Consider the following 19,264-nt stretch of genomic DNA (forward strand, 5'->3'; position numbering starts at 1 on the left):
GCCGATCAATCCACCGGCCATCGGTCGTCGGCTCTCTTCTGATGCTTCGTGTTCTTGCTGCTGCTCGGTTGAACGCTCCGGTTTGCATTTGGCAGCAGGTCTACGGTGGCTCGTTCAGGCGGACAGCTCTTCCAGCCGATATCGGGTCCATTCGATGGCGGCACCGCCGCATCGTTCGAATGCCGCGCAGTTGTCGGCGCGGTCGTCGATCAGAAGCGCCTCGCCGAAGGAGAGCCCTGCGGTGGTCAGCCAGGAGCCGAAGAAGGCTTCAGGGTCTTCGGATTTCAGTACGCCGGTGTCGCTCGAGCTGATGATGTCGTCGAATACGGCGGCAGCCTCTTTCAGCGTCTCCGTGCCTGATGGTTGTTCGTTATGACTGGACGTGACGGCGTGAAAGGTGCTGGTGAACGCGTCGATATTGTCGGTCGCCAGGACAACGGTCGAGTGGTACCGGGCGTCACGCAGTGCTCGGAGAAGCGACTGGTTTACGGGCATGTGGGCGATGTCGTGTGCGAGTTGCGTCAGGAGCTGGTCAACATCGAGGCCCGAGTGCGTGGCAGCGAGGTTGGTGAGGATGTCGCGGGAGCTGCGCTTTCCGCACATCCATTCGCGGCCCTCCCGATTGCCTGTCGTGAACAGCCGGTCCAGTTCTCGATTCAGAACAGCGTAAAGGGAGTGATCCGGATCGTCGGTAATGCTGTGCCAGAACGGTTTCCGGCACAGCACTCCGTGCCAATCGCAGAAGACGACGCGAGGAGGGTCCGCACTTCGCATAACGTCTGCGATGGTCTTGATCGCCGGGTGGGCGAGGGTCACTGGGCGTATTCCCGAGCCGCGGTCGCGCGGTCGAGCCTGTCGAGGGTGAGCAGGCCATCGAGGACTCGGTGGGCGGTGATGGCTTGGTCGGTGATGTGTCGAACGGTTTCGTCGCCTTGTTCGGAGAGGTGCACTCCGTCGGCCCACACGCTGGGTGCTTCGGCGGCTGGGGCCGTGGGGGTGGCGGGTGACCATCCGAAGCAGGTGGCGACATAGGTGATGTCGTCCCAGATGTCGACGAAGACCGCGTCGTGGTCGGCGGCGGCGCGGCGGGCGCGCTGGTTGTATTCGGTCAGATCGCCGTTGGCGGCGGCGACGTCGATGGTGGGGTCCCAGCCGATCGGGGGTTCACCGATCACGACGATCCGGCGGGCGCAGGCGCTGAGGAGCCCGAGGGCGGTGCGGATGTTGGTGTCGTATTCGCCGATGCCGACTGCTTCGCTCATCCGGCCTTGGTGGTGTCGCCAGACGTCGTTGAGGCCGACTCCGAGGACGGCGAGGTCCCATCGGCCGCCGGCGTCGACTGCGGCTCGGAGGTTGGTCAGGACGTCGCGGCTGGTTGCTCCTCCTTCGCCGTGGTTGTCGGTGGTGAAGGTGATCCATGGGTAGCGGGTGGACCATCCGGTGGTCAGGACATGGACGTAGCCGCGTTTGCGCCATTCGGTGACCGTGATCTGTTCGCCGATCTCGGGGAGATCGGCTTGGACTGCGAGGCGGGGGTTGTGGGCTTCGTAGTGTTCCATCAGGGATGTTCCGAACCAGCCGATCCGCAGTTGGGGTCGGGGGTGTTCGGGGTCGAGGGGTCCGGGGTGGCGGGCGGTGACGCGGGCGGGCGCGCCGACGGCGGTGGTGTTCGGCGGCACGGATGCGGTGACGACGGCGTTGGCGCCGATGCGGGCGTTTTGGCCGATGGTGACGCCGGCGGTGATCGAGACTTTGTTCGCGACGATCGCGCCGGGCTCGATGGTGACTGGAGCGGTGTCGAATCCGCTGGCCCACGGGGTGATGGGCTCACCCGGGGTGAGGGTGTCGGGGGTGCGGGCGCGGTGGTTGTGGTCGTGGATGTCGACCATGTTGGAGATTCCTGCGCCGCGTCCGATGTGGATGCGGGTCATGGCGGACAGGACGACGTTCTCGCCGAGGGCGGTGTCGTCGCCGATGGTGATGTGTCCGCCGGTGTTGGCTTGCAGGGTCGTGCCGCGGCGAATGCTGACACGGTCACCGATGGTGATGGTGGCGTCGGTGTCGACGACGAAGTCGACGTCGTCGGCGATGTCGCAGTCGGCGCCGATGTGTACCGCGTCGCCGTAGCGGGCGCGGACTCGGTCTGTGAGGGCAATCGAGTCGGTGTCGGTCACGCTGGTCATGATCCTTTTCTCGGTGGTCGGTGCTGTTGATGGGTGGGTGCCGATGGTGGTGTGGTGACGAGGTAGTCGCCGATCACGAGGGCGTCCAGGCCGAGTCGGGCGCCGCTGGCGAGTGCGTCGGCTGGGGTGTCGACGATCGGTTCGCCGGGGCCGTTGTAGCTGGTGTTCAATACGACGCCGATCCCGGTCTCGGCTTCGAGGGCGTGCAGGAGTCGGGCGTATTCCGGTTGGTGTGCGGGGTCGACGTGTTGTGGGCGCAGTGTGCCGTCGGCGTGGACGACGCCGGGGATCTGTTGGCGTGCTCGGGGTGTGGCCTCGTGGGCGACGATCATGAATTCTGCCGGGCCGTCGGGTGTGGTGGTCCAGCCGGTCGGGTCGAGCATGCTCGGTGCGAGGGGCCGCCAGAGTTCGCGGTGTTTGATGTCGCGGTTGATGCGGTCGCGCAGTCTGGTGGTGCGGGGGTCGGCGAGGATGCTGCGGGCACCGAGTGCCCGTGGACCGGCTTCGGCGCGGCCCTGGTGCCAGCCGATGACCTTGCCCTCGGCTATCAGGCGGGCGGCGGTCGCGGCGATATCGGGTGGGGTGGTGAAGTTCGCGCCGGCATCGTGCAGGGCGGTCTCGATGGCGTGGTTGTCGTAGGCCGGACCCAAGAAGGCGTGTGCTTGGCGAGGACCGGGCACTGTGTGGTCACCGCGGCGGTGCGCGACTTCCAGGGCTGCGCCGAGAGCGCATCCGGCATCACCGGCGGCCGGTTGCACGAACAAGGTGTCGGTGTCGGGGGTGCGGGCGAGGATGCCGTTGGTGGTGCAGTTGAGCCCAACACCGCCGGCCAGACACAGCGCGGTCGCGCCGGTTTCCTCCAGAGCGGTGGAGACGACGCTGATCAGGCAGCGTTGCAGCAGGAATTGGGCCGATGCTGCGAGGTCGGCGGCGAGGCTTTGGTGGGCGTCGTCCGATCTTGGTGCTTGGCGCGGGATTCCGGCGTCGGTGAATGCCTTGCGGTAGGCGTGGCGCAGGGCTCGGTAGTAGGTGAGGTCGGTGTAGCCGGCGGTGTGGTCGGCCTCGGGTGCGAGGCCGTAGGGGGTGAGGTCGAGGTGGTAGCCGTCGCGGGTGGGGTGCAGGAAGTTCAGGTCGATGGTCGGTTTTCCGTAGGCGGCCAGGCCCATCAGTTTGCCTGCGTGGGTCCAGTCGCCGAGCCCGGCGTGTTCGGTGGCGAATTGGTAGAACCAGCCCAGTGATTGTGTGAACGGGAAGGTTCGCAGGCATCGCAGACCGGCTCGGGTTCCGTGATGGATGCTGGTGGAGACACCGTCGCCGGAGCCGTCGACCACGATGACCGCGGCGTCGGCGACACCTGCGGGGTAGAAGGCGCTGGCGGCATGGGCGAGGTGGTGGCCGACGATGGTCAGTCGACGTGGTCTTTCCGGGCCGGTGCCGAGCGGTCCGAGGAGTTCAGCGATTAGGTCTGGGTCGGTGATCTCATCGGCGGGGTTCGGCCAGTACGGGTTCCAGGCCACCGCGATCTCGTCGATATCACCGCACCGGATTCCGGCCTGGGCCAGGCACCATGCGGCCGAGGAGGCGGCCGAGCGGGAATCGCGGTGATGCTTGATTCGGGAGAACCGTTCCTCTTCGGCGAACGCGACGGGTTGGCCGTCGGCGACGAGGCAGGCGGAGGCGTCGTGATGGTAGGGGCCGCCGAGCCCGAGCACGTATCCCACGCGGTCAGCCCTCCCGCACGGCGGCTGTGGACAGTGAGTTGCGGACCGCGCCATGGACGTCGGCGACCGTGATGGTGTCCATGCAGCCGCCGATCCCGCCGCAGGTGACCCGGTGTGCGCACGGGGAGCACGGCAGAGTCGACCGCAGCGCGGTGACATTGTCGGCGTGTTTGGGGATGACTTCGGCGCCGTTGCTCGGGCCCAGGAGCAGCACCACCGGCAGGTCGTAGGCGAGGGCGAGGTGGAATCCGAGGCTGTCGCCGGTCACCATCGCGTCGCAGAAGTCCGGGACCGCGGCGAATTCCTGCAGGGTCATGGCGTCGTGACGCACTCGGCCCACTCCGGTGTCCAGTTCTCGTAACAGCTGGTGGCAGGTGCGGGCGTCGGCGGGGCCGCCGGTGATGACCAGCCGGTGCCCGTCGCCGAGCAGTCGCCGCCCGAGGTCGGCCCAGTGACCGGTGGGCCACAGCTTGGTCGTCTTGGAGCCGCCGACGTTAAGGCAGACCCAGCCGCCGCTGGTACCTAGCCGCGCGGCGACGCGGGCTTTGGCCGCGTCCGGCACCGACAGCTGGTAGGGCTCGCCGGTGTAGATGTAGCCGGCGACCTCGAAGTACAGCTCGGTCCACGTCTTACTGTTTCCGCTGGTGCGGAAGTCGTTCCAGGTGTTCATGGCGAAGAAGTGCCGGGCCGCTGTGCCGATCGGATAGAGGCTGTTGTTCTCGCCGCCGTAGGCGAGGCCGGCGTGGTGCTCGGCGCTGATCCGGGGCACGAGCCCGGCCACGGCGGGGTGGCGTTCGAAGCTGTAGACGGCGTCGTAGTGTTCGGCGAGCACTGTGTGGGCGGTCTCGGTCTCCCAGGTCAGGACGCGGTCGACGTGCGGGATCATCTCCACGATGGGGGCGGATTCGGCGCCGACGAGCCAGGTGATGTGTGCGCCGGGGTGTTCGGCTTTGATGCGGGCCGGTAGTGGGGAGGCGATGAGCATGTCGCCCATCCGTTTGAGCATCACGATCAGGATGCGGTGGGTCACCGGGTCATACAGTGTGCACCCTGGGCAAGGACGCCAGTGCTTGCACGGCAGGCCGCCGATGAAATGACGACAGTCGGGTCGCCAGAAGAAGTCGCTGGTGGTCAGTGGCAGATCAGTGGCGTTCATGAAGTCCTCTCTTCCTGCCGCCACGCTCGGCGCAGCACCTCCTGCGCCGTATGGTCGGCCGCAGCGGCGTCGCCGATGCCGTAGCGGATGCGCAGGTCTGCGACGTTGCGGGCGACCTGTTCAGGGTGATCGCGGTGGATGAGTACGCGCGCCATGAGCGCGGCGAGTTCGTCGAAACCCGCGGCGTCGAGACCGGCGAAGGTCAGTTCCTGTGCTCCCAGCCGCAGGCCGGGCTCGGGCAGGTAGGGCAACGGGATGGCGTTGACGACGATCCTGGCCTCATACAGCAGCCGTGAGGCAGTATCAGCCGGGCACGTGGGAGCGATGTCGATCCACACCTGGTGTGATCGGGTGTATCCGTGGTCGGCCGCGCACACGGTGAACCCCTCTGCAGCGAGGGCGTAAGCCAGGCGGCGGGCGTGGGTGACGGTCGCGGTCGCGTAGTGGGTGGCATGGGCGGTCATCCATGCCGTCGAGATCGCCAGCGCGGCGACGTCGGCGGGGTGATGGTGCGATATCCATCCGGCGGCGTGGGTGTCGATCTGGTGGGCGAGGTTCGGATCGTTGGTGGCCACGATGCCCTTGCCGACCGGACCGGGCCAGGTCTTGTGGACGCTGCCACCGAGGCTGTCGGCGCCTTCGGTTAGGGGGTTCTGGAACGCGCCGCCCGCGATCAGGCCGAGGGTGTGCGAGCCGTCGTAATGGATCACCGCGTCCTCGCCGACCGCGGCCCGGATGCCGGCGATGTCATGGGGGAACAACGCCATGAACGAGTCGAGGTACACCAGCACGGGCCCGCTGGTCCGGCGGGCCTGGGAGGCCAGCAGCTCGAGGTCGACGCCCATAGTGGCTGGGTCGACGGGCAGGGGCTGCCAGTTCAACCCGAACCTGTGTGCGACGAACTGTGTCGAGCCGTGACCGCCATCGGCTTCGGCGAGGCTGAGCACGGTGTGTGCCGGCCCGGCCAGCGCCGAGAGCGCCACCGTCATCGCCGACAATCCCGAGACGGGTTTGGTGTTCACATGCTGGGCGCCGAGGAGTTCTCCGATGGCGTGGGCCGCTACCGATTCCAGCTCGGCGAGTTCGTCGCGTCCAGGCCACGCCCAGTGCGTGTCCTCGGCGCTGCCGAAGCAGTAGCGGACGGCGGCAGCGCTCACATACGGCAGCCGGGCGTCGGCGGGCATCTGGTTCTCGCTGGCGATCAGATGAAGCCGGGCTGCTGTCGCGGTTTCGAACCGGGCGAGCCGGTCGACGATGTCGTCGATGTTCACCGGCCAGCCACCTCCCTTGTGCGTATGCGGGCTTCGACCGGCCCCGCTGGCGCCCGGACCGGCTGGAATCGGCCGACCTCTGGTCGTCGGGCCGGCAGGTCGATCCAGTGTTCGGCCAGCACAGCCGCCGCCAGCAACAGTGTCGTGGCCTCGGCGAACCCGCGACCTGCACAGGCGTGCGGGCCGCGTCCGAACGCGAGCAGCCCCGCGGCGCGGCGCCTGCCCTCGGCACTGCGAAAGCGTTGCGGGCAAAACGCTTCCGGGTCCGGATATTCCTGCGGTAGAAGGTGGGTGACGGGAGCGCTGTAGGCGACGTGCCAGCCTGCTGGGACCAGATAGCCGCCGAGCGTCACCGGCGTAGTGGCCCGCCGGGTCGCGATCGTGTTGGGTGTATGGACTCGGGTGCACTCGGTCAGCACGTGCCGCAACTGCGGGATAGCGCCGTGCTGGAGCACCTGCAACGGGTTCTCGACCAGACTGCGGGCTTCAGCGGTGAGCGCGGTGGCGAGCTGGTCGTCGAGCGCGCACTCGACCAGCAACCAGGTAACCAGGCTGGCGGTGGTTTCTCGCGCGGCGATCAGCAGGGCCAGCAGATGATCAGCCAAGCTTCCGCCCGGGGCGTGACCGGCGGCGACCAGCTTCGAGGTCACCGACTCGGCCCTGCCCTCTATGCGCACTGCGGGCGATTCGAGCAGGGCGCGCAGTTCCTCGGCGGCGGCGAGTGCGGCGGCGTATGCCGGGTCGCTGCCGGTCGTGCGGGTCGGTGGGAGTTCGGTTCCGGCGACGAATCGGTCGAACAGGTCCGGCACCCGCTGTGCGATGGGGTCGTCGACGGCCAGGCCGATGATCGCGGCCAGGCACACTGCCATCGTGTAGTCGCGCGCCGCCTGATAGAGCTCGATGGTCGGCAGGGTGGCCCATTGGGCGACATGGCGGTGCGCAATAGCGCCGATTGTCGGCAGGTAGGCGGTGACCGCACCGTGGCGCAACCCGGTCGACAGGAAACTGCGCGCCCGCAGGTGTTCGGCACCGTGGAGGGTGAACACCGCTCTGCGGAACAGCGCCTGCACCGCCGCAGTGTTGTACACCCTCAGCGTGCCTGCGCGTTCCTGGTCGAACATCTCCCGCACCGAGTCCGGCCCGATGCAGAACACCGTCGGCGGCCCCGTCGTTGAGCCGACACCAAAGACGGGGCCATGCCGAGCGTGCGCAGCAGCCAGAATCTGCGGCAGGTGCGACCCTGGTGGTGGTTCGGCGATGGTAGGTGGCGGTTTCACGGGGTGGCCTCGCCGACGTCGAGGGATGCCGCGGTGCGGGCAAGGATCGCGTCATGGTCGAGGTCGACCGCTCGTATGTCAGGCCGGCAGTCGCAGGTGACGGGCAAATCGGCGAGGTCACCGGTGACGCTGTAGGACACCAGCCCGTCGACGATGCCGTTCGCGCAGCGCTCGCAGGAGTCCGGGTACACCGAGTCGAAGTCTGTGCCGCGCATGTTGATACAGGCCACCCGCACCGCCGCTTTGGCGTGCGCGCCGCGCACGGCGTCGACGACGGTCCACAGGTTCGGCGCCTGGTAGTGCCCGCGTTGGTAGAGCCACCACGCCACGGTGTTCGGTGCCAGCCTCGTCGGGCACACGGTGACTCCGCCGATGCCGAGCGAGGCCACGTACTCGGTGGAGGAGATCACGTCGGTGATGGCCTCGCCGTCGGTGAGGAACGGGGGCTTGATCATCAGGTACACCTTGGGAATTACGTGGTGTGCCTGCATCAACGCCACCGCGTCTTCGAACGACTCACGGGTGATTCGGGTGTTGACCAGGGTTTCGCGGACCAGCCGGTCGGCCGATTGCAACCCGATTCCCACCTCGAGCTCGACATCGCCGAGGGCCTCGACGAAAGGTGCCAGGGTCTCGGGCGTGAGGAATTGGGGCAGGCTTTCGACGACCAGGCGGCGCACACCAGTGACCGCGACGCGGCGGGCGATATCGAGCTGGACCTCGGCCGGTACCTCGCGGCGGGCGAAGAACGACCCGTCGTTGTAGAGGGCGAGCATGTCGTAGTCCGGCTCGTCATCGGTGCGTGCCAGCAGCGTGGCGACCTGCTCGCGCAAGCCCCGGGGGTTCGCGCCGTGCAGGCCGAAGTTGTTGTAGTTGGTGAACGGACACATGGTGCAGGTCGGCACCGAACAGCCGCCCGACATCAGGATCGCCTTCTTGCGGCCGTAGGTGGTGCCGTCGGCATCGCGGACGGTGTCGTAGCTGATGTACCGCGGCTCTTGGAGGTGCTCGACCGCGGTCACCTCGCGCAGCGACCGCGACAAGGCCGTGAGCCGGTGGCGTAGCGCCTTCTCGCCAGCGAGCACGCCGGTTGTGCTGGTAGACATTGCGTTTCCTCCGATCACAGGGACTTCACAAGCTCGCCGACGCCGAAGGTTTCGGCGCGGGCGTGGTCGAACAGGTCGCGGGCGTACCGGTGGATCACCTCGGTGTCCACCGGCTCCAGGCCAGGCAACGCGGCGCGCAGTCGCCGCATATCGGCGCACGTCCAGTACTGGTAGCGGTCACGGATCGGGTTCGGCACCCCCACCAGCGGCACCGGTGCGCCCGCCCACTCCGTACACCAGCCCAGCAAGGTCTCGAACCGGATCGCGGTCCCGGAACCGAGGTTGTAGACGCCTGCGACCTGCGGGGTATCGAGCAGCCGCACCAGCGTCGACACCAGCACCTGCACCGGCAGGTAGTCCCGCGCGGCGGTCAAGGTGTCGTCGAACAACCGGACCGGCCGCCGCGCCGCCACGGCCGTGACGATCTGCCACAGAATCGAGGCCATCGAGCTTTTGGATTCCTCGCCGGGACCGAAGACGTTCGTGTAGCGCAACCCCACGCAATCCAGGCCGAACACCGCCGCGCGGCGCAGCATCGACTGATCCAGGACGAGTTTGGATTTCGCGTAACAATTCAGGGGGCCCGAGCAGCGCCCACGATCCTCGGTGTCGGATTCGCGGGACGACGCCCCGTGCGGCACCACGCCGTACACGCTGCCCGAGGAGGCATACACCAGTCGTGTCCCGGAGTCGGTGCATGCGCGAGCCAGCCGCAGCGGCACCGTGGCGTTGGCCCACCGCAACCGCTCGTCATCTGCGGCGAGGGTGTCGCTGACCGCTGCCTGGTGCACGACCACCGCGAACTCCCCTCCAGCGATCCGAGCCAGCACAGCTGGGTCGGCAGCGTCCACGGTGATCGATTCCCACGGCCACGCCGTAGCCGCGGGATTCTGGTCGACTCCGGTCACCGTCCACCCGGCCGCATGCAGACCGGTGGCAACATGCCCGCCGATGAACCCGGCCGTCCCGGTGACCAGCACGGAGCGGGTCATGGCTGCATCACCCGCCCGGCGACAGCGCGTTCGATCAGCTCGCTCGTCGACACCCCTTCCAGGTACGGGCCGACGACAACTTGGCCGCCATGACGTTGCACCACGGCCGTTTCGGGTAGTTCGGTCGCTCCGTAGTCGCCGCCTTTGACCCACACATGCGGACGCAACCTTTCCAACAGCGCAGCCGGGGTGTCCTCGTCGAACACCAGCACCGCGTCGACGAAGGAGAATGCTGTCAGCATCGCCGCCCGCTGCGCTTGCGGTACCAGCGGCCGGTTCGGTCCCTTCAAATTGGCCACCGACGCGTCGCTGTTGAGCAGCACGATCAAGCAGTCGCCCATGGCGCGAGCGGCCTCCAGCAGCTGTCGGTGCCCGTCGTGCAGCACATCGAAACAGCCGCCGGTGGCCACCACCCGGCCACCGGCTGCGTGCACCCGATCGGCCACAGCGAACCCGTCACCCGCGCCATCCGGTCGCGGGTGGTTGCCCGCCGTAGCGCGTTGCCCGGCGACGTAGTCGGCCGCCGCTGTGACGGCGCGTTGCACAGCTGTCGACATTGTGCGATTACCGATCAGTTCACCGAGCAGCCTCACGGCGAACCGATCACCCGCCCCGCAGGTATCGCCTTGCTCCCGGCGTGGGGCCGGGAATACGTGCGCGGGATCGGTGTCGGCGCCGACCAGGACAGCGCCATCGGCGCCTCGGGTGACCACCGCGTACTGGCATCGCCATCGTGATCGAAGGCTGCGCGCCCGGCGGACATCGCTGTCGAGGTCGCCGGCCGCTCCGTCCTCGGCGGTGAGCAGATCGGCTTCCTCCGCATTCGGGACGATGACGCTCACCCCGTCGGTCGGTGCCGGGCCGTGACGATGGGGATCCCACACCACCGGCACACGCCGCGCCACGGTGGCCAGCAGTACTCGCAGTCGTGGTTGGGCGGCTACCCCGCGCCCGTAGTCGGCGACGAGTACGCCTTGTGCCTCGACAAGGGCGTGCGCGACCTCTGGGGGCGGATCGCCCACCGGCACCGCCGGATCGGAGTCGTCGACCATGACCAGGGTCTGTCCGCGTGCCCGCATCCGGATCTTCACCGGGGTCGGCGCCTCGATGCCCAGATCGATCACCGACACCCCCGCCTCGGTGAGGTCGCTGAGAATCCGCAGGCCGGGCTCGTCGGCGCCGATCGCGGTCACCAGCGTGACCTCGCAGCCATCGTGGGCGGCAAGGATCGCGGCCAAGCCTGCCCCGCCTGGTCGCCACTGCCGTGACACCGCGCTGAGCACCGGCACTGGCGCTTCCGGCGATACCCGCGTGACCTCACCGCACCAGTCACAGTCGGCCAGCACGTCACCGACAATCACCAGGCGCCGAGCGTGCTCAACCGTCGGCGGCGGGACGGACTCGGCGGTCTCTGCTTCGGTCGGCTGCGACGTCGACGGGGCGGATGCCAAAGCCGCATCGACCGCCGCACACAGTTCGTGCGCGATCAGAAGGTGGCATTCTTGAATGGTTGAGGTCGCCGACGAATCGACTGACACCACCTCGTCGCATACTCGCGCCAATACGCTGTCAGCGGGACCGGTCAAGGCGAAGGTGAGCATCCCTAGCTCGTTCGCCTCTGTGGCGGCAGCGATCACGTTCGTGCTGCACCCGGAAGTGGAAATCGCGATCAACACATCGCCCTCCCGACCGTGTGCACGGACCTGCCGGGCATACAACTGGTCGAAGCCGTAGTCGTTGCCGATCGCAGTCACCACCGCGGAGTCAGTGGTGAGCGCGAGCGCAGCGAGTGGGTTGCGCTCCGTCTCGAACCGGCCCACCAACTCAGCAACCAGGTGCTGCGCCTGCGCGGCGCTTCCACCATTTCCGACGGCTAGCACTCGCCCGCCGCGCCGTAGTCGGCTGGCTACCATCTGGCCCCACGACCGGACCTTGTCCAGATCGGTGCGTTCCAGGGCTTCGGACAACTTCGCGACGCGATCCGCGCCGGATTCGTTCATCTGTCTCCCCGCCTCGATCATGGTTACGGATCTCCTTGTCCATCAGCACATTTGATGCTCATTTGGGTTGGCGTTCGCCGGGGCTCACCTCGTCATCGCAGTCGCCCGACGGCGGCGCGGCAACACAGGTCGTCGGCCTGCGGCGGCTCCCAGCCGAGGTTGCGGGCACGACGCTGGTCGACGTCGTGGGGTGACCACCAACGGTGTGGCGCAACCAGCCCAGGTTCGACGAGGTCATAGCCGGCCAGCAGTGCCGCGACCTCGTCGCGACTGCGAGAACGGAATTCGATGCCGAATCCGGTGTAGATATCGGCCGCGCGGTCGACGGGGCCGGGATCAGCGTCACGTGTGATATGGCTGAGTGCCAGGAACGAGCCGCTCGGCAGCATGGTCGTGACCGCGTCCACGACCATGCCCGGGTCGGGCAGGAATTCGGCGACGAACGACAGACACACCGCGATCGGCTCGCTCGGATCCATGGCAGCGGTGATCTCGGTGACGAGGGCGTCGGTGTCGCTCAGATCGGCGTGGACGAATTCAGTTTGTTCGTCGGCGAGAAATACTCGGCCGTGGGCGGCGACCACCGGGTCGTGATCGACGTAGACCATGCGTGCGGTCGGCGCGCAGTTGCGGGCTACCTCGTGCAGGTTCGGCGAGCATGGGTAGCCGCTGCCGAGTTCGACGAACTGCCGTACCAGCTGTTCACTTGCCAGGTACCGCACGGCCCGCAGCAGCCACAAACGTGTCGCGCGGGCCGCGACCAGAAAGGCGCGGGAGTGGGTGATCAGCTTGTGACCGGCCTCGAGGTCCACCAGATAGGCGTCTTTGCCCGCACCCAACAGGACGTCGTGAATGCGTCCGCTGTGTGCCTGAGACGGATCGAGCACGATCGCCTCATTGTCTGCGCGACGGGGACTAGTCATCTGAGCTCGCCTCTCCGATTTCACTGGCCGCAGTCCCGAGCTGTTCATCGATTCGGTTGCGGACACCGCAGCTCGGTGAGCAGTACTGGTGCAGCGTCTGGGCATGCAGGGCCTGGCCGTAGGTCAGTGCGCCGGGGTCGGCGAAGCAGTCGCCGATATTGGATTGGGTGTGTGTCAAGGTGGCCGGGTTCAGGTGCCCTCGCACCAGGCTGTCGGCCATTACCGGGTACCGATCGGCATGGCGTGCCCGGTGGCCACGGGTCGGGTGTTCCCCGGCTTATGCCCGATCAAGGCGGGGTCGTATCGCATCCCGACCTCGAGAGCATGCTGCACCACCGTGGTGACCCACGCCCGAAACGCCGCATAGTCCGCCGCCACCGACATGGACAGGGCCACACCGTCGGGGTTGTCGTACATGCGCGCGTCCGGCGCCACCGTCACGTGATGGGTGGCGAACTCGACGAAGCCCATCCCGGCCGCAGCGGTCACGGTCAGCGGGTCGGCCGCCATCGACGCGGAACGTTCCCCGGCGAACCATCGGTCGTAGCCCGCAGCGACGAGTTTCGCCCACTTCGGCGCGTTGGCCGCCGCGAGCAGCTGATACACCTCGCTGTCCGCGTCGATCGCGGTCTCGGGGGTGAAGGTGACATCGGAGGTCACCAAGGCTACGTCCAGATCGGGCGCGGTCAGCACCGTCCGGGCGCTTGCGGGGTCCATGCGCAGGTTGTGCGAGGCACGATCGGGCCGTCTGTACAGATGGGCGAAGCCGCCGCCCATCTGCATGATCGTCAGCCGCCGCGCCAACCCCGGTGCGTCGGCGTAGAGGTGGGCCAGGTTGCTCATCGGTCCCTGACCGATCCACGCCGCACGCCCGGTCTCGCCCAGCACCGCGCGCACGGCGTCGATTACCGACCCGGTCACCGGCGCCGAGACTGGCGGGAATCCGGCGGGCACCAGACCGTCGCACACCCATCGCGCTTGCGCGCCCTCGATTTCCGCGCCGGCGACCACCACGACCCCGGTTCGCCCGCACAAGTTCAGCAGGAACCGCGCCAGCCTTGCGCGTTGACCGCCGCCGAATTCGTCACTGGTCACCACCAGCCGCAGCGGCAGCGCCGCCGCAGCGAGGATGAGCGCCAGCAAATCGTCCGGGTCGTGCCCGACATCAGTGCAGATAATGGCGGGCATGCGGTCCATCGGCCGCATGCCAGGCCGCATCGGTGCTCGTATCGAGTCCATCAGTGTGGTCGTCCCTTCTGCTGGGTAGGAAAAGCCGCTGGTACGGAAGTTGTTTCATCTCGTCGGTCGCCAGATCGTCGACCGTCACACGCGCCAGTCCCTGTCGTGTTGCTTCGGCGGCGAATGCCTCTGCGGCACACCGCTCTGCTCGGTAGTGCTGTACCGGCACTCCCGGGATGTCGAAGTCAACGACCAGGCGGCGCTCCATGGCGGATCAATCGGCCGCAGGGTCGCCGGTCCATAGCGGTAATTGCTCAGCGACCCGTCGCATCGTCGCCTCGTCGCACGAGAACGACCGCGCTAGCGGGCCGCCGGACTCGTCTCGGGCGACGATGACCGTTGCCAGCGCCTCGCCCAGCCGCTCGAAATGCGTGGGCAACGTCGCTCCTGGATTACGCTGCGGCAGATCGTCGGTCATCACTGAACCCCTTGCGCATGTATCGAGCGGCCTGGCCGGGCACCGAACCCGGCCCTGCCCTCGGTGGTTTCCATGAACCTCAGAATCGGTGTGCGGGCGCTTGGCCGGAACTGTCGCTTCACGGCGTTGCACTGACGTTTCGCTGACGTTGAGCACCCAGCGCTGCTTCCAGGCAGGCCGGTCGATGACAGACTGGCCCCATGGAACTCAACGGGTCGCCGATCACCGAGTCCGATCTCGCTGCATTGGGTTTGGTCGGGTACGGGCACTTCACGTCCATGCGGGTCGAGAACCACGCTGTTCGCGGACTCAGCCAGCACATGGACCGACTCATCCGCGACTGCCGCACCGTGTTCGACACCGAGCTCGACCCCGACCGGGTACGCGAACTCATCCGTCACGCGCTGCCGGACACGGCGTCTCCGGTGGTTGTTCGCGTCACTGTGTTCGACCCGCACCTCGGGCTCGGCAAACCTGGAGCCGACGCCGACCCGCAGATCCTCGTCACCTCGCGGGAGGCTCCCGCCGTCCCGCAGGCCCCGCTGACTTTGCGGTCGGCCGTCTACACCCGCGACCTGCCCAAAACCAAGCATGTCGGGTTGTTCGGCAGTCTCTACCAGCGTCGCCTCGCGCAACGCGATGGCGCTGATGACGTCCTGTTCACCCTGGCCGATGGGACCATCACCGAGATCGCGACCTCCAATATCGGTGTGATCTCCGATGGCCAGCTGATCTGGCCGCAGGCCGAGGTACTTCCCGGCATCACGATGCGCCTGCTCAGCCAGACCCTCGATGAGGACGTCGTCGTCAAACCCATCACGCTGGCCGAACTGCCGCATGTCGACGGCGCGGTCGCGACCAACGCAGCGGTCGGCGTTCGCGCCATCGCCCGCATCGACAACGTCGACCTGCCCGTCGACCATGAGATGATCGCCAGGCTCCGGACAGAGTACGAATCCATTCCCCCGCAACGCATCTGACCTGCTTTGCGCCACTATTGTGACTAGGCTCGGAACCCACCGCTCGGGGAAGGGAGCACACAGGCGATGGGCATCGTGGTCCGCAGCTGGACCGGCGCCGAAGCGCGCGCACTGCGAGACGCACGGCGAATGAGTATCACCGAATTCGCCGCACACATCGGCGTCAATCCTCGGCTGATCTCCCGCTGGGAGGCCGGCGGCAAGAACATCCGCCCCCGCCCGGTCAACCAAGCAGCACTCGACACCATCCTGGCGCGGCTGGGCAGCGACGAACTGACCCGGTTCGTCGAAGCGATATCCCCGGCCGTCCTCAGCGACGCCCGCGATACCGACGTACCTGAGCAACGCACCGACACCCGCCATCCCGCTGACGGCAAGCTCATGACCTGGATTCCCGAAGGGATCTACCTCGCGGGGCCACAGGACCAACCCGTATGGGTGGCTGGGTACTGGATCGATGTCTTCCCGACCACCAACGCGGATTACGCGAGATTTGTGGCGGCCCAAGGGTATTCCGCACCCCACCACTGGGGCGGTCCGGCTCCGGCCCGTGAGATCGCCGATCACCCGGTGGTCTGGGTGAGCCGGGACGACGCCGCCACCTATGCCCGATGGGCCCAGAAGTCCCTGCCGACCAGCCAGCAGTGGGAGAAAGCTGCTCGAGGTACCCGCGGCAACGTCTGGCCCTGGGGAAACCAACCGACCCCAGCCAAATGCAATATTCGCGGTTCCGGCCCTGGCACGACAACCCCTGTCGCGACCTACGCCAGCGGTGTCAGTCCATTCGGTGTATACGACCTCGTCGACAACACCTGGGAATGGACCGCCACCGAAACCACCAGCGGCCGGTACGAACTCAAAGGCAGTGCCTTCACCAGCCCCTTCGACCGAGGCGAACCGTCGGCATTCAACGACGCCGCGCATTCGATGCTCGACGACGACACCGGATTCCGATGTGTCGCAACCGGCCTCGCGAACGAGGCGGACCAAGTCGACCGATAGCGGATACTCCGTGTGGCCCGCGAGAGATGTCATCGGATCTCCCGCAGGCGATCGGGGCGCGATATCAACCGCGTCCTGCCTTCACCCTGGGGCCAGCACACGCCCCGATCGACCGACCACACCTCAGCTGTGCGCCGGGCGGCGGGAATCCACGCGCCCAAGTGGGCTTCCGACGGAATCATCACCAAATCGACCGAGTCGGGCAGATTCGCGAGCAGCCGGACCAAGCCTTCGCTGGAGTCGCGAAACACGATCTCGTCCAGCTGGATGCGGTGCACGCGCGCCAGCGCCCTGATCCCCGCAGCCACCGTTTCGGCCGCCACCCCCGCGATATCGCGACGGACGATCCCCAATGCCCGCCTCATGATGCTCGCCCCGCCGCCAGCGGTGACTGACCAGGCTCGATCGGCAGCCGGATCCAAGAGATTCGGGCGCCCCCGCGTAGCGAGCGTCGGCCAGCCGCTGCCGGGCCAAGTACGTCGGGACCGATCGGTTCGAGAGAAAGCATCGGCGACCGAAGAACCTGCACCTCCAACGCCGGGCCCCGAAGCAACAGCCACACCGTCAGAACGATCGACTCGGTCAGATTCGGCAGCGTGGCTGTGAGATCGGCGAAGATCGGCGGATTGCCGCCGCTGTCTGCGGGTATGAAGTCGGACAGAGCAGATAGCACGAAGTGTTCGACGTCGTCGACCATGTGCCGCAGCCTGGCTCTCGACAGGGTATTGAGGATGTCCATGCGGGCCTCCTCCACTACAGTCACCGAACCGGTCCGCAGCAGGAGTCGAGCCAACGTGCGCTCACGCGGCAGGACGACGCTGCGGCGAAATCCGCTCAGCACAACCGACCGGTTGCTCAGGTCCAAACACCACACACGCAAGCCGTCGACGGCATCGAGATCGTGGAGGAACTTCGTCCGCTGCTGACTACGGCCCGCAGTCAAATGCGCTTCGGACGGAACGGCGACATCGCGGGCACCGGTCGATTCGATGGCCCGCATCAACTGCCACAACGCACCGGTCCCCGCGCCCGTCTCGCAGAAGAGGGCCGCGATATTGAACCCGTTCAGCCCAGCCAGATCCCGCAGTCGATGTTCGACATCGCTCTGGTGGTCACCGAGCAGTTCCTTGCGCAGGTACCCGTACATCAACGACGGTTCTCGGTCCGCGTTCGACAACACCCGCGCTCACCTCCGCTCGCCCGGTAGCCAGATCCGCGCACGACGCGGTGGGAGATCAGGAATGGTGCAGGTGACACCCAGTACAACCGCGAGTTCATGGACGGTCAGCCCCAGCGCGTCAGCACCGAAGCGGATATCTCTCCAGCGGGGATCGCCGGGTGGAGGCGCAGCCTGTAGTGCCTCACCCGCATGAACAGCCGCATTCGCGGCCAGGGTGTCCACCGTCCTGCCCTGCATCCACGGCAACGTCCACGACTGTTGCCCGACATACCACGCGGACAGCCGGTCAGTATCGGCTCCAGTTACAAGTTGCATGGCTGATCACTCCTGAGATCACTCGAACACTCGCTGAGTGCGCGGTATTGATGTGTTACTCATGCCACGACATTGAGAGTAATGTAGCTGGTATATATACCAGCCGCAAGGGATGGGGCGATCCACCCTGAGAGGCGGGATAGGGTGCTAACGCACGATCGATGAATGGAGGCCGCGATGACGACGCCAGGATGGGACCGGTCAGATCCGAATGCCCTGCGGTTCCTCATCGGCCGGGAGTTACGCGACGCTCGGGAACGAGCCCGCATGTCACAGCGCCAGGCCAGCGAACACCTCGGCTGCACCCAGACAAAGATCAACTACCTCGAATCGGGCCGTAATCAGCAACAACCTGACGAGGTAACTCACCTACTCAAGCTCTATGGCGCCGACGACGTCCACATCACACGCCTCGCCGCGCTCGCGTCCCAGGCCGACCAGACAATCTGGTGGGCGCCGTTCGGCGACGCCTTCCCGAACTGGTTCCGCACCTTCGTCGGACTCGAAGGGCTCGCGACCTCGGTATTCACCTACGAACAGACACTGCTCCCAGGACAGCTCCAGACACCCGAGTACGCAATGGCGCTTCTTCAGGGGAACCTGAGAGTTCCGCCGATCGATGCACCTCAGGTTGTGGAGGCGCGGATGGCACGACAACGCCTCACCGCAGCAAACAACCCGCTGCGGTATCGCGCCGTCCTGGAGGAAGTCGTACTCGATCGCCTGGTCGGCGGTTTCTACGGTGATGCGGCCGCAACTCGAGCGCCTACTCGAACTGCAGGAACTCGACAACGTCGAGCTGCACATCATGCCGCTCAGCGTCACCGTCCACGACGGACTCGACGGCGACTTCATGCTGCTGAACTTCGACAATGCCCAATCGATCGGATATGTCGAATACCCGGCTGGCGCCCTGTACATGCAGGAACAGGACCAGGTGCAGTTGTATAAAATGGCAGCTGACCGGCTCTGTGAGGCAGCGCTGTCGGAGTCCGACTCCGCTGAAGTCATCAGAGCCCGAATCAGCACCCTGACAGACAAGGAGTGACGGTGAACACCGGCACCCGCCTCGAATGGCGGACATCCAGCTACAGCAGCAACGGCGAGAACTGCGTCGAGGTCGCCCCCTCCGCCGGCTGGCGGACATCCAGCCACAGCGGGGCCGGTGAGAACTGCGTGGACGTCGCCCCCCGCGATAGTCGCGTCTACCTGCGGCACAGCAAGCACCCCTCGCACGGCACGATCACCTTCGATCTCCACGCATGGACCGCGTTTATCGACGAATCGCGCAGCGGCTCGCGCAGCGCCAACGGCATCGTCAATGTCCGCAAGGACGGAGCGGACACCCTCGTCCAGACTGCGGATGGCGCGATCAGGCTCCGCTTCGACGATGGCGAATGGACCGCCTTCGTTGCCGGAGCCCGCGACGGCGAATTCGATTTCCTGCCGAACACGAATTGACGGCGGCGGCCCGCGCGGCGGCAGCGGTAACTCATGACGG

The 19,264-nt window shown here is 66.8% G+C and carries 20 protein-coding genes and 2 pseudogenes; 5 read left to right on the plus strand and 17 right to left on the minus strand.

Annotated features, from left to right (window positions below; genetic code table 11):
- Positions 1 to 114 precede the first annotated feature (114 nt).
- From APZ21_RS19845 to APZ21_RS19905, 15 genes and pseudogenes are all read right to left on the minus strand, one after another.
- The gene (locus tag APZ21_RS19845) at positions 115 to 816 is read right to left on the minus strand and encodes an HAD family hydrolase (protein ID WP_043736648.1); all 702 of its coding nucleotides are present in this window, start codon (positions 814 to 816) and stop codon (positions 115 to 117) included.
- A complete protein-coding gene (locus APZ21_RS19850) occupies positions 813 to 2,183 on the minus strand; it encodes a GDSL-type esterase/lipase family protein (RefSeq protein ID WP_051047264.1) in 1,371 nt (456 codons plus the stop codon). Before APZ21_RS19850 ends, APZ21_RS19845 begins: the two co-directional genes overlap by 4 nt.
- Complete coding sequence (locus APZ21_RS19855) at positions 2,180 to 3,904, minus strand: carbamoyltransferase family protein (RefSeq protein WP_051047263.1); 1,725 nt, start codon at positions 3,902 to 3,904, stop codon at positions 2,180 to 2,182. The genes APZ21_RS19850 and APZ21_RS19855 overlap by 4 nt, the downstream gene beginning before the upstream one ends.
- A 4-nt stretch (positions 3,905 to 3,908) precedes the next feature.
- Positions 3,909 to 5,060 carry a glycosyltransferase family 9 protein gene (locus tag APZ21_RS19860; protein ID WP_043736645.1) on the minus strand — a complete coding sequence of 384 codons (1,152 nt, stop codon included), beginning with the start codon at positions 5,058 to 5,060 and terminating at the stop codon, positions 3,909 to 3,911.
- Complete coding sequence (locus APZ21_RS19865) at positions 5,057 to 6,331, minus strand: PLP-dependent aminotransferase family protein (protein ID WP_051047262.1); 1,275 nt, start codon at positions 6,329 to 6,331, stop codon at positions 5,057 to 5,059. The genes APZ21_RS19860 and APZ21_RS19865 overlap by 4 nt, the downstream gene beginning before the upstream one ends.
- The gene (locus APZ21_RS19870; protein WP_138456836.1) at positions 6,328 to 7,452 is read right to left on the minus strand and encodes a cytochrome P450; all 1,125 of its coding nucleotides are present in this window, start codon (positions 7,450 to 7,452) and stop codon (positions 6,328 to 6,330) included. The genes APZ21_RS19865 and APZ21_RS19870 overlap by 4 nt, the downstream gene beginning before the upstream one ends.
- A gap of 152 nt (positions 7,453 to 7,604) precedes the next feature.
- Complete coding sequence (locus tag APZ21_RS19875; protein WP_138456835.1) at positions 7,605 to 8,714, minus strand: hypothetical protein; 1,110 nt, start codon at positions 8,712 to 8,714, stop codon at positions 7,605 to 7,607.
- Positions 8,715 to 8,728: 14 nt separating this feature from the next.
- The gene (locus APZ21_RS19880) at positions 8,729 to 9,706 is read right to left on the minus strand and encodes an NAD-dependent epimerase/dehydratase family protein (protein ID WP_043736640.1); all 978 of its coding nucleotides are present in this window, start codon (positions 9,704 to 9,706) and stop codon (positions 8,729 to 8,731) included.
- Positions 9,703 to 11,067 (minus strand): PfkB family carbohydrate kinase, encoded by a 1,365-nt coding sequence (locus APZ21_RS35710; protein ID WP_232111129.1) that lies wholly within the window; start codon positions 11,065 to 11,067, stop codon positions 9,703 to 9,705. Before APZ21_RS35710 ends, APZ21_RS19880 begins: the two co-directional genes overlap by 4 nt.
- 96 nt (positions 11,068 to 11,163) lie before the next feature.
- A pseudogene (locus APZ21_RS36425) lies at positions 11,164 to 11,706 on the minus strand (D-sedoheptulose-7-phosphate isomerase); the annotation flags it as partial.
- Between the two features lie 92 nt (positions 11,707 to 11,798).
- On the minus strand, positions 11,799 to 12,593 hold the full coding sequence (locus APZ21_RS19890; RefSeq protein WP_054814843.1) for an SAM-dependent methyltransferase: 795 nt from the start codon (positions 12,591 to 12,593) through the stop codon (positions 11,799 to 11,801).
- 28 nt (positions 12,594 to 12,621) lie between these two features.
- A complete protein-coding gene (locus APZ21_RS34805; protein WP_043737912.1) occupies positions 12,622 to 12,849 on the minus strand; it encodes a hypothetical protein in 228 nt (75 codons plus the stop codon).
- On the minus strand, positions 12,849 to 13,826 hold the full coding sequence (locus APZ21_RS19900; protein ID WP_054814844.1) for a nucleoside hydrolase: 978 nt from the start codon (positions 13,824 to 13,826) through the stop codon (positions 12,849 to 12,851). The genes APZ21_RS34805 and APZ21_RS19900 overlap by 1 nt, the downstream gene beginning before the upstream one ends.
- Positions 13,795 to 14,076 carry a hypothetical protein gene (locus APZ21_RS34810; RefSeq protein WP_068048176.1) on the minus strand — a complete coding sequence of 94 codons (282 nt, stop codon included), beginning with the start codon at positions 14,074 to 14,076 and terminating at the stop codon, positions 13,795 to 13,797. Before APZ21_RS34810 ends, APZ21_RS19900 begins: the two co-directional genes overlap by 32 nt.
- A 6-nt stretch (positions 14,077 to 14,082) precedes the next feature.
- Positions 14,083 to 14,286 carry a hypothetical protein gene (locus tag APZ21_RS19905; RefSeq protein ID WP_043737910.1) on the minus strand — a complete coding sequence of 68 codons (204 nt, stop codon included), beginning with the start codon at positions 14,284 to 14,286 and terminating at the stop codon, positions 14,083 to 14,085.
- A gap of 200 nt (positions 14,287 to 14,486) precedes the next feature.
- Here APZ21_RS19905 and APZ21_RS19910 point away from each other — a divergent pair, with 200 nt between their 5' ends.
- Both APZ21_RS19910 and APZ21_RS19915 read left to right on the plus strand, forming a co-directional pair.
- Complete coding sequence (locus APZ21_RS19910; protein ID WP_043737908.1) at positions 14,487 to 15,266, plus strand: aminotransferase class IV family protein; 780 nt, start codon at positions 14,487 to 14,489, stop codon at positions 15,264 to 15,266.
- Between the two features lie 66 nt (positions 15,267 to 15,332).
- Positions 15,333 to 16,268, plus strand: coding sequence for an SUMF1/EgtB/PvdO family nonheme iron enzyme (locus APZ21_RS19915; RefSeq protein ID WP_082393299.1), 936 nt, complete (start codon positions 15,333 to 15,335; stop codon positions 16,266 to 16,268).
- A 29-nt stretch (positions 16,269 to 16,297) separates the two neighbouring features.
- Here the strand turns inward: APZ21_RS19915 and APZ21_RS19920 are convergent, their stop codons facing one another.
- Both APZ21_RS19920 and APZ21_RS19925 read right to left on the minus strand, forming a co-directional pair.
- Entirely contained in the window at positions 16,298 to 16,591 is a 294-nt protein-coding gene (locus APZ21_RS19920; protein WP_043737905.1) for a hypothetical protein, read from the minus strand.
- 38 nt (positions 16,592 to 16,629) lie between these two features.
- Complete coding sequence (locus APZ21_RS19925) at positions 16,630 to 17,445, minus strand: hypothetical protein (protein ID WP_138456834.1); 816 nt, start codon at positions 17,443 to 17,445, stop codon at positions 16,630 to 16,632.
- A gap of 495 nt (positions 17,446 to 17,940) precedes the next feature.
- Here APZ21_RS19925 and APZ21_RS36430 point away from each other — a divergent pair.
- The 3 genes and pseudogenes from APZ21_RS36430 to APZ21_RS19935 form a co-directional block, all read left to right on the plus strand.
- Positions 17,941 to 18,486: pseudogene (locus APZ21_RS36430) on the plus strand (Scr1 family TA system antitoxin-like transcriptional regulator); the annotation flags it as partial.
- A gap of 22 nt (positions 18,487 to 18,508) precedes the next feature.
- Positions 18,509 to 18,811, plus strand: coding sequence for a Scr1 family TA system antitoxin-like transcriptional regulator (locus APZ21_RS36035; RefSeq protein ID WP_275426218.1), 303 nt, complete (start codon positions 18,509 to 18,511; stop codon positions 18,809 to 18,811).
- A gap of 2 nt (positions 18,812 to 18,813) precedes the next feature.
- The gene (locus tag APZ21_RS19935; protein ID WP_051047393.1) at positions 18,814 to 19,224 is read left to right on the plus strand and encodes a DUF397 domain-containing protein; all 411 of its coding nucleotides are present in this window, start codon (positions 18,814 to 18,816) and stop codon (positions 19,222 to 19,224) included.
- Positions 19,225 to 19,264: the final 40 nt, after the last annotated feature.

Origin of the sequence: Nocardia arizonensis (assembly GCF_001310275.1) — a bacterium.
Lineage (GTDB): Bacteria > Actinomycetota > Actinomycetes > Mycobacteriales > Mycobacteriaceae > Nocardia > Nocardia arizonensis.

Bases quoted from the DNA above. Each gene is read 5' to 3' on its own strand.
- APZ21_RS36035 (WP_275426218.1), top strand. From the start codon at position 18,509: ATGCGGCCGCAACTCGAGCGCCTACTCGAACTGCAGGAACTCGACAAC.
- APZ21_RS19910 (WP_043737908.1), top strand. From the start codon at position 14,487: ATGGAACTCAACGGGTCGCCGATCACCGAGTCCGATCTCGCTGCATTG.
- APZ21_RS19860 (WP_043736645.1), bottom strand. From the start codon at position 5,060: ATGAACGCCACTGATCTGCCACTGACCACCAGCGACTTCTTCTGGCGA.
- APZ21_RS19870 (WP_138456836.1), bottom strand. From the start codon at position 7,452: ATGTTCGACCAGGAACGCGCAGGCACGCTGAGGGTGTACAACACTGCG.
- APZ21_RS19850 (WP_051047264.1), bottom strand. From the start codon at position 2,183: ATGACCAGCGTGACCGACACCGACTCGATTGCCCTCACAGACCGAGTC.
- APZ21_RS19900 (WP_054814844.1), bottom strand. From the start codon at position 13,826: ATGGACCGCATGCCCGCCATTATCTGCACTGATGTCGGGCACGACCCG.
- APZ21_RS19875 (WP_138456835.1), bottom strand. From the start codon at position 8,714: ATGTCTACCAGCACAACCGGCGTGCTCGCTGGCGAGAAGGCGCTACGC.
- APZ21_RS19915 (WP_082393299.1), top strand. From the start codon at position 15,333: ATGGGCATCGTGGTCCGCAGCTGGACCGGCGCCGAAGCGCGCGCACTG.
- APZ21_RS34805 (WP_043737912.1), bottom strand. From the start codon at position 12,849: ATGGCCGACAGCCTGGTGCGAGGGCACCTGAACCCGGCCACCTTGACA.
- APZ21_RS19905 (WP_043737910.1), bottom strand. From the start codon at position 14,286: ATGACCGACGATCTGCCGCAGCGTAATCCAGGAGCGACGTTGCCCACG.
- APZ21_RS34810 (WP_068048176.1), bottom strand. From the start codon at position 14,076: ATGGAGCGCCGCCTGGTCGTTGACTTCGACATCCCGGGAGTGCCGGTA.
- APZ21_RS19880 (WP_043736640.1), bottom strand. From the start codon at position 9,706: ATGACCCGCTCCGTGCTGGTCACCGGGACGGCCGGGTTCATCGGCGGG.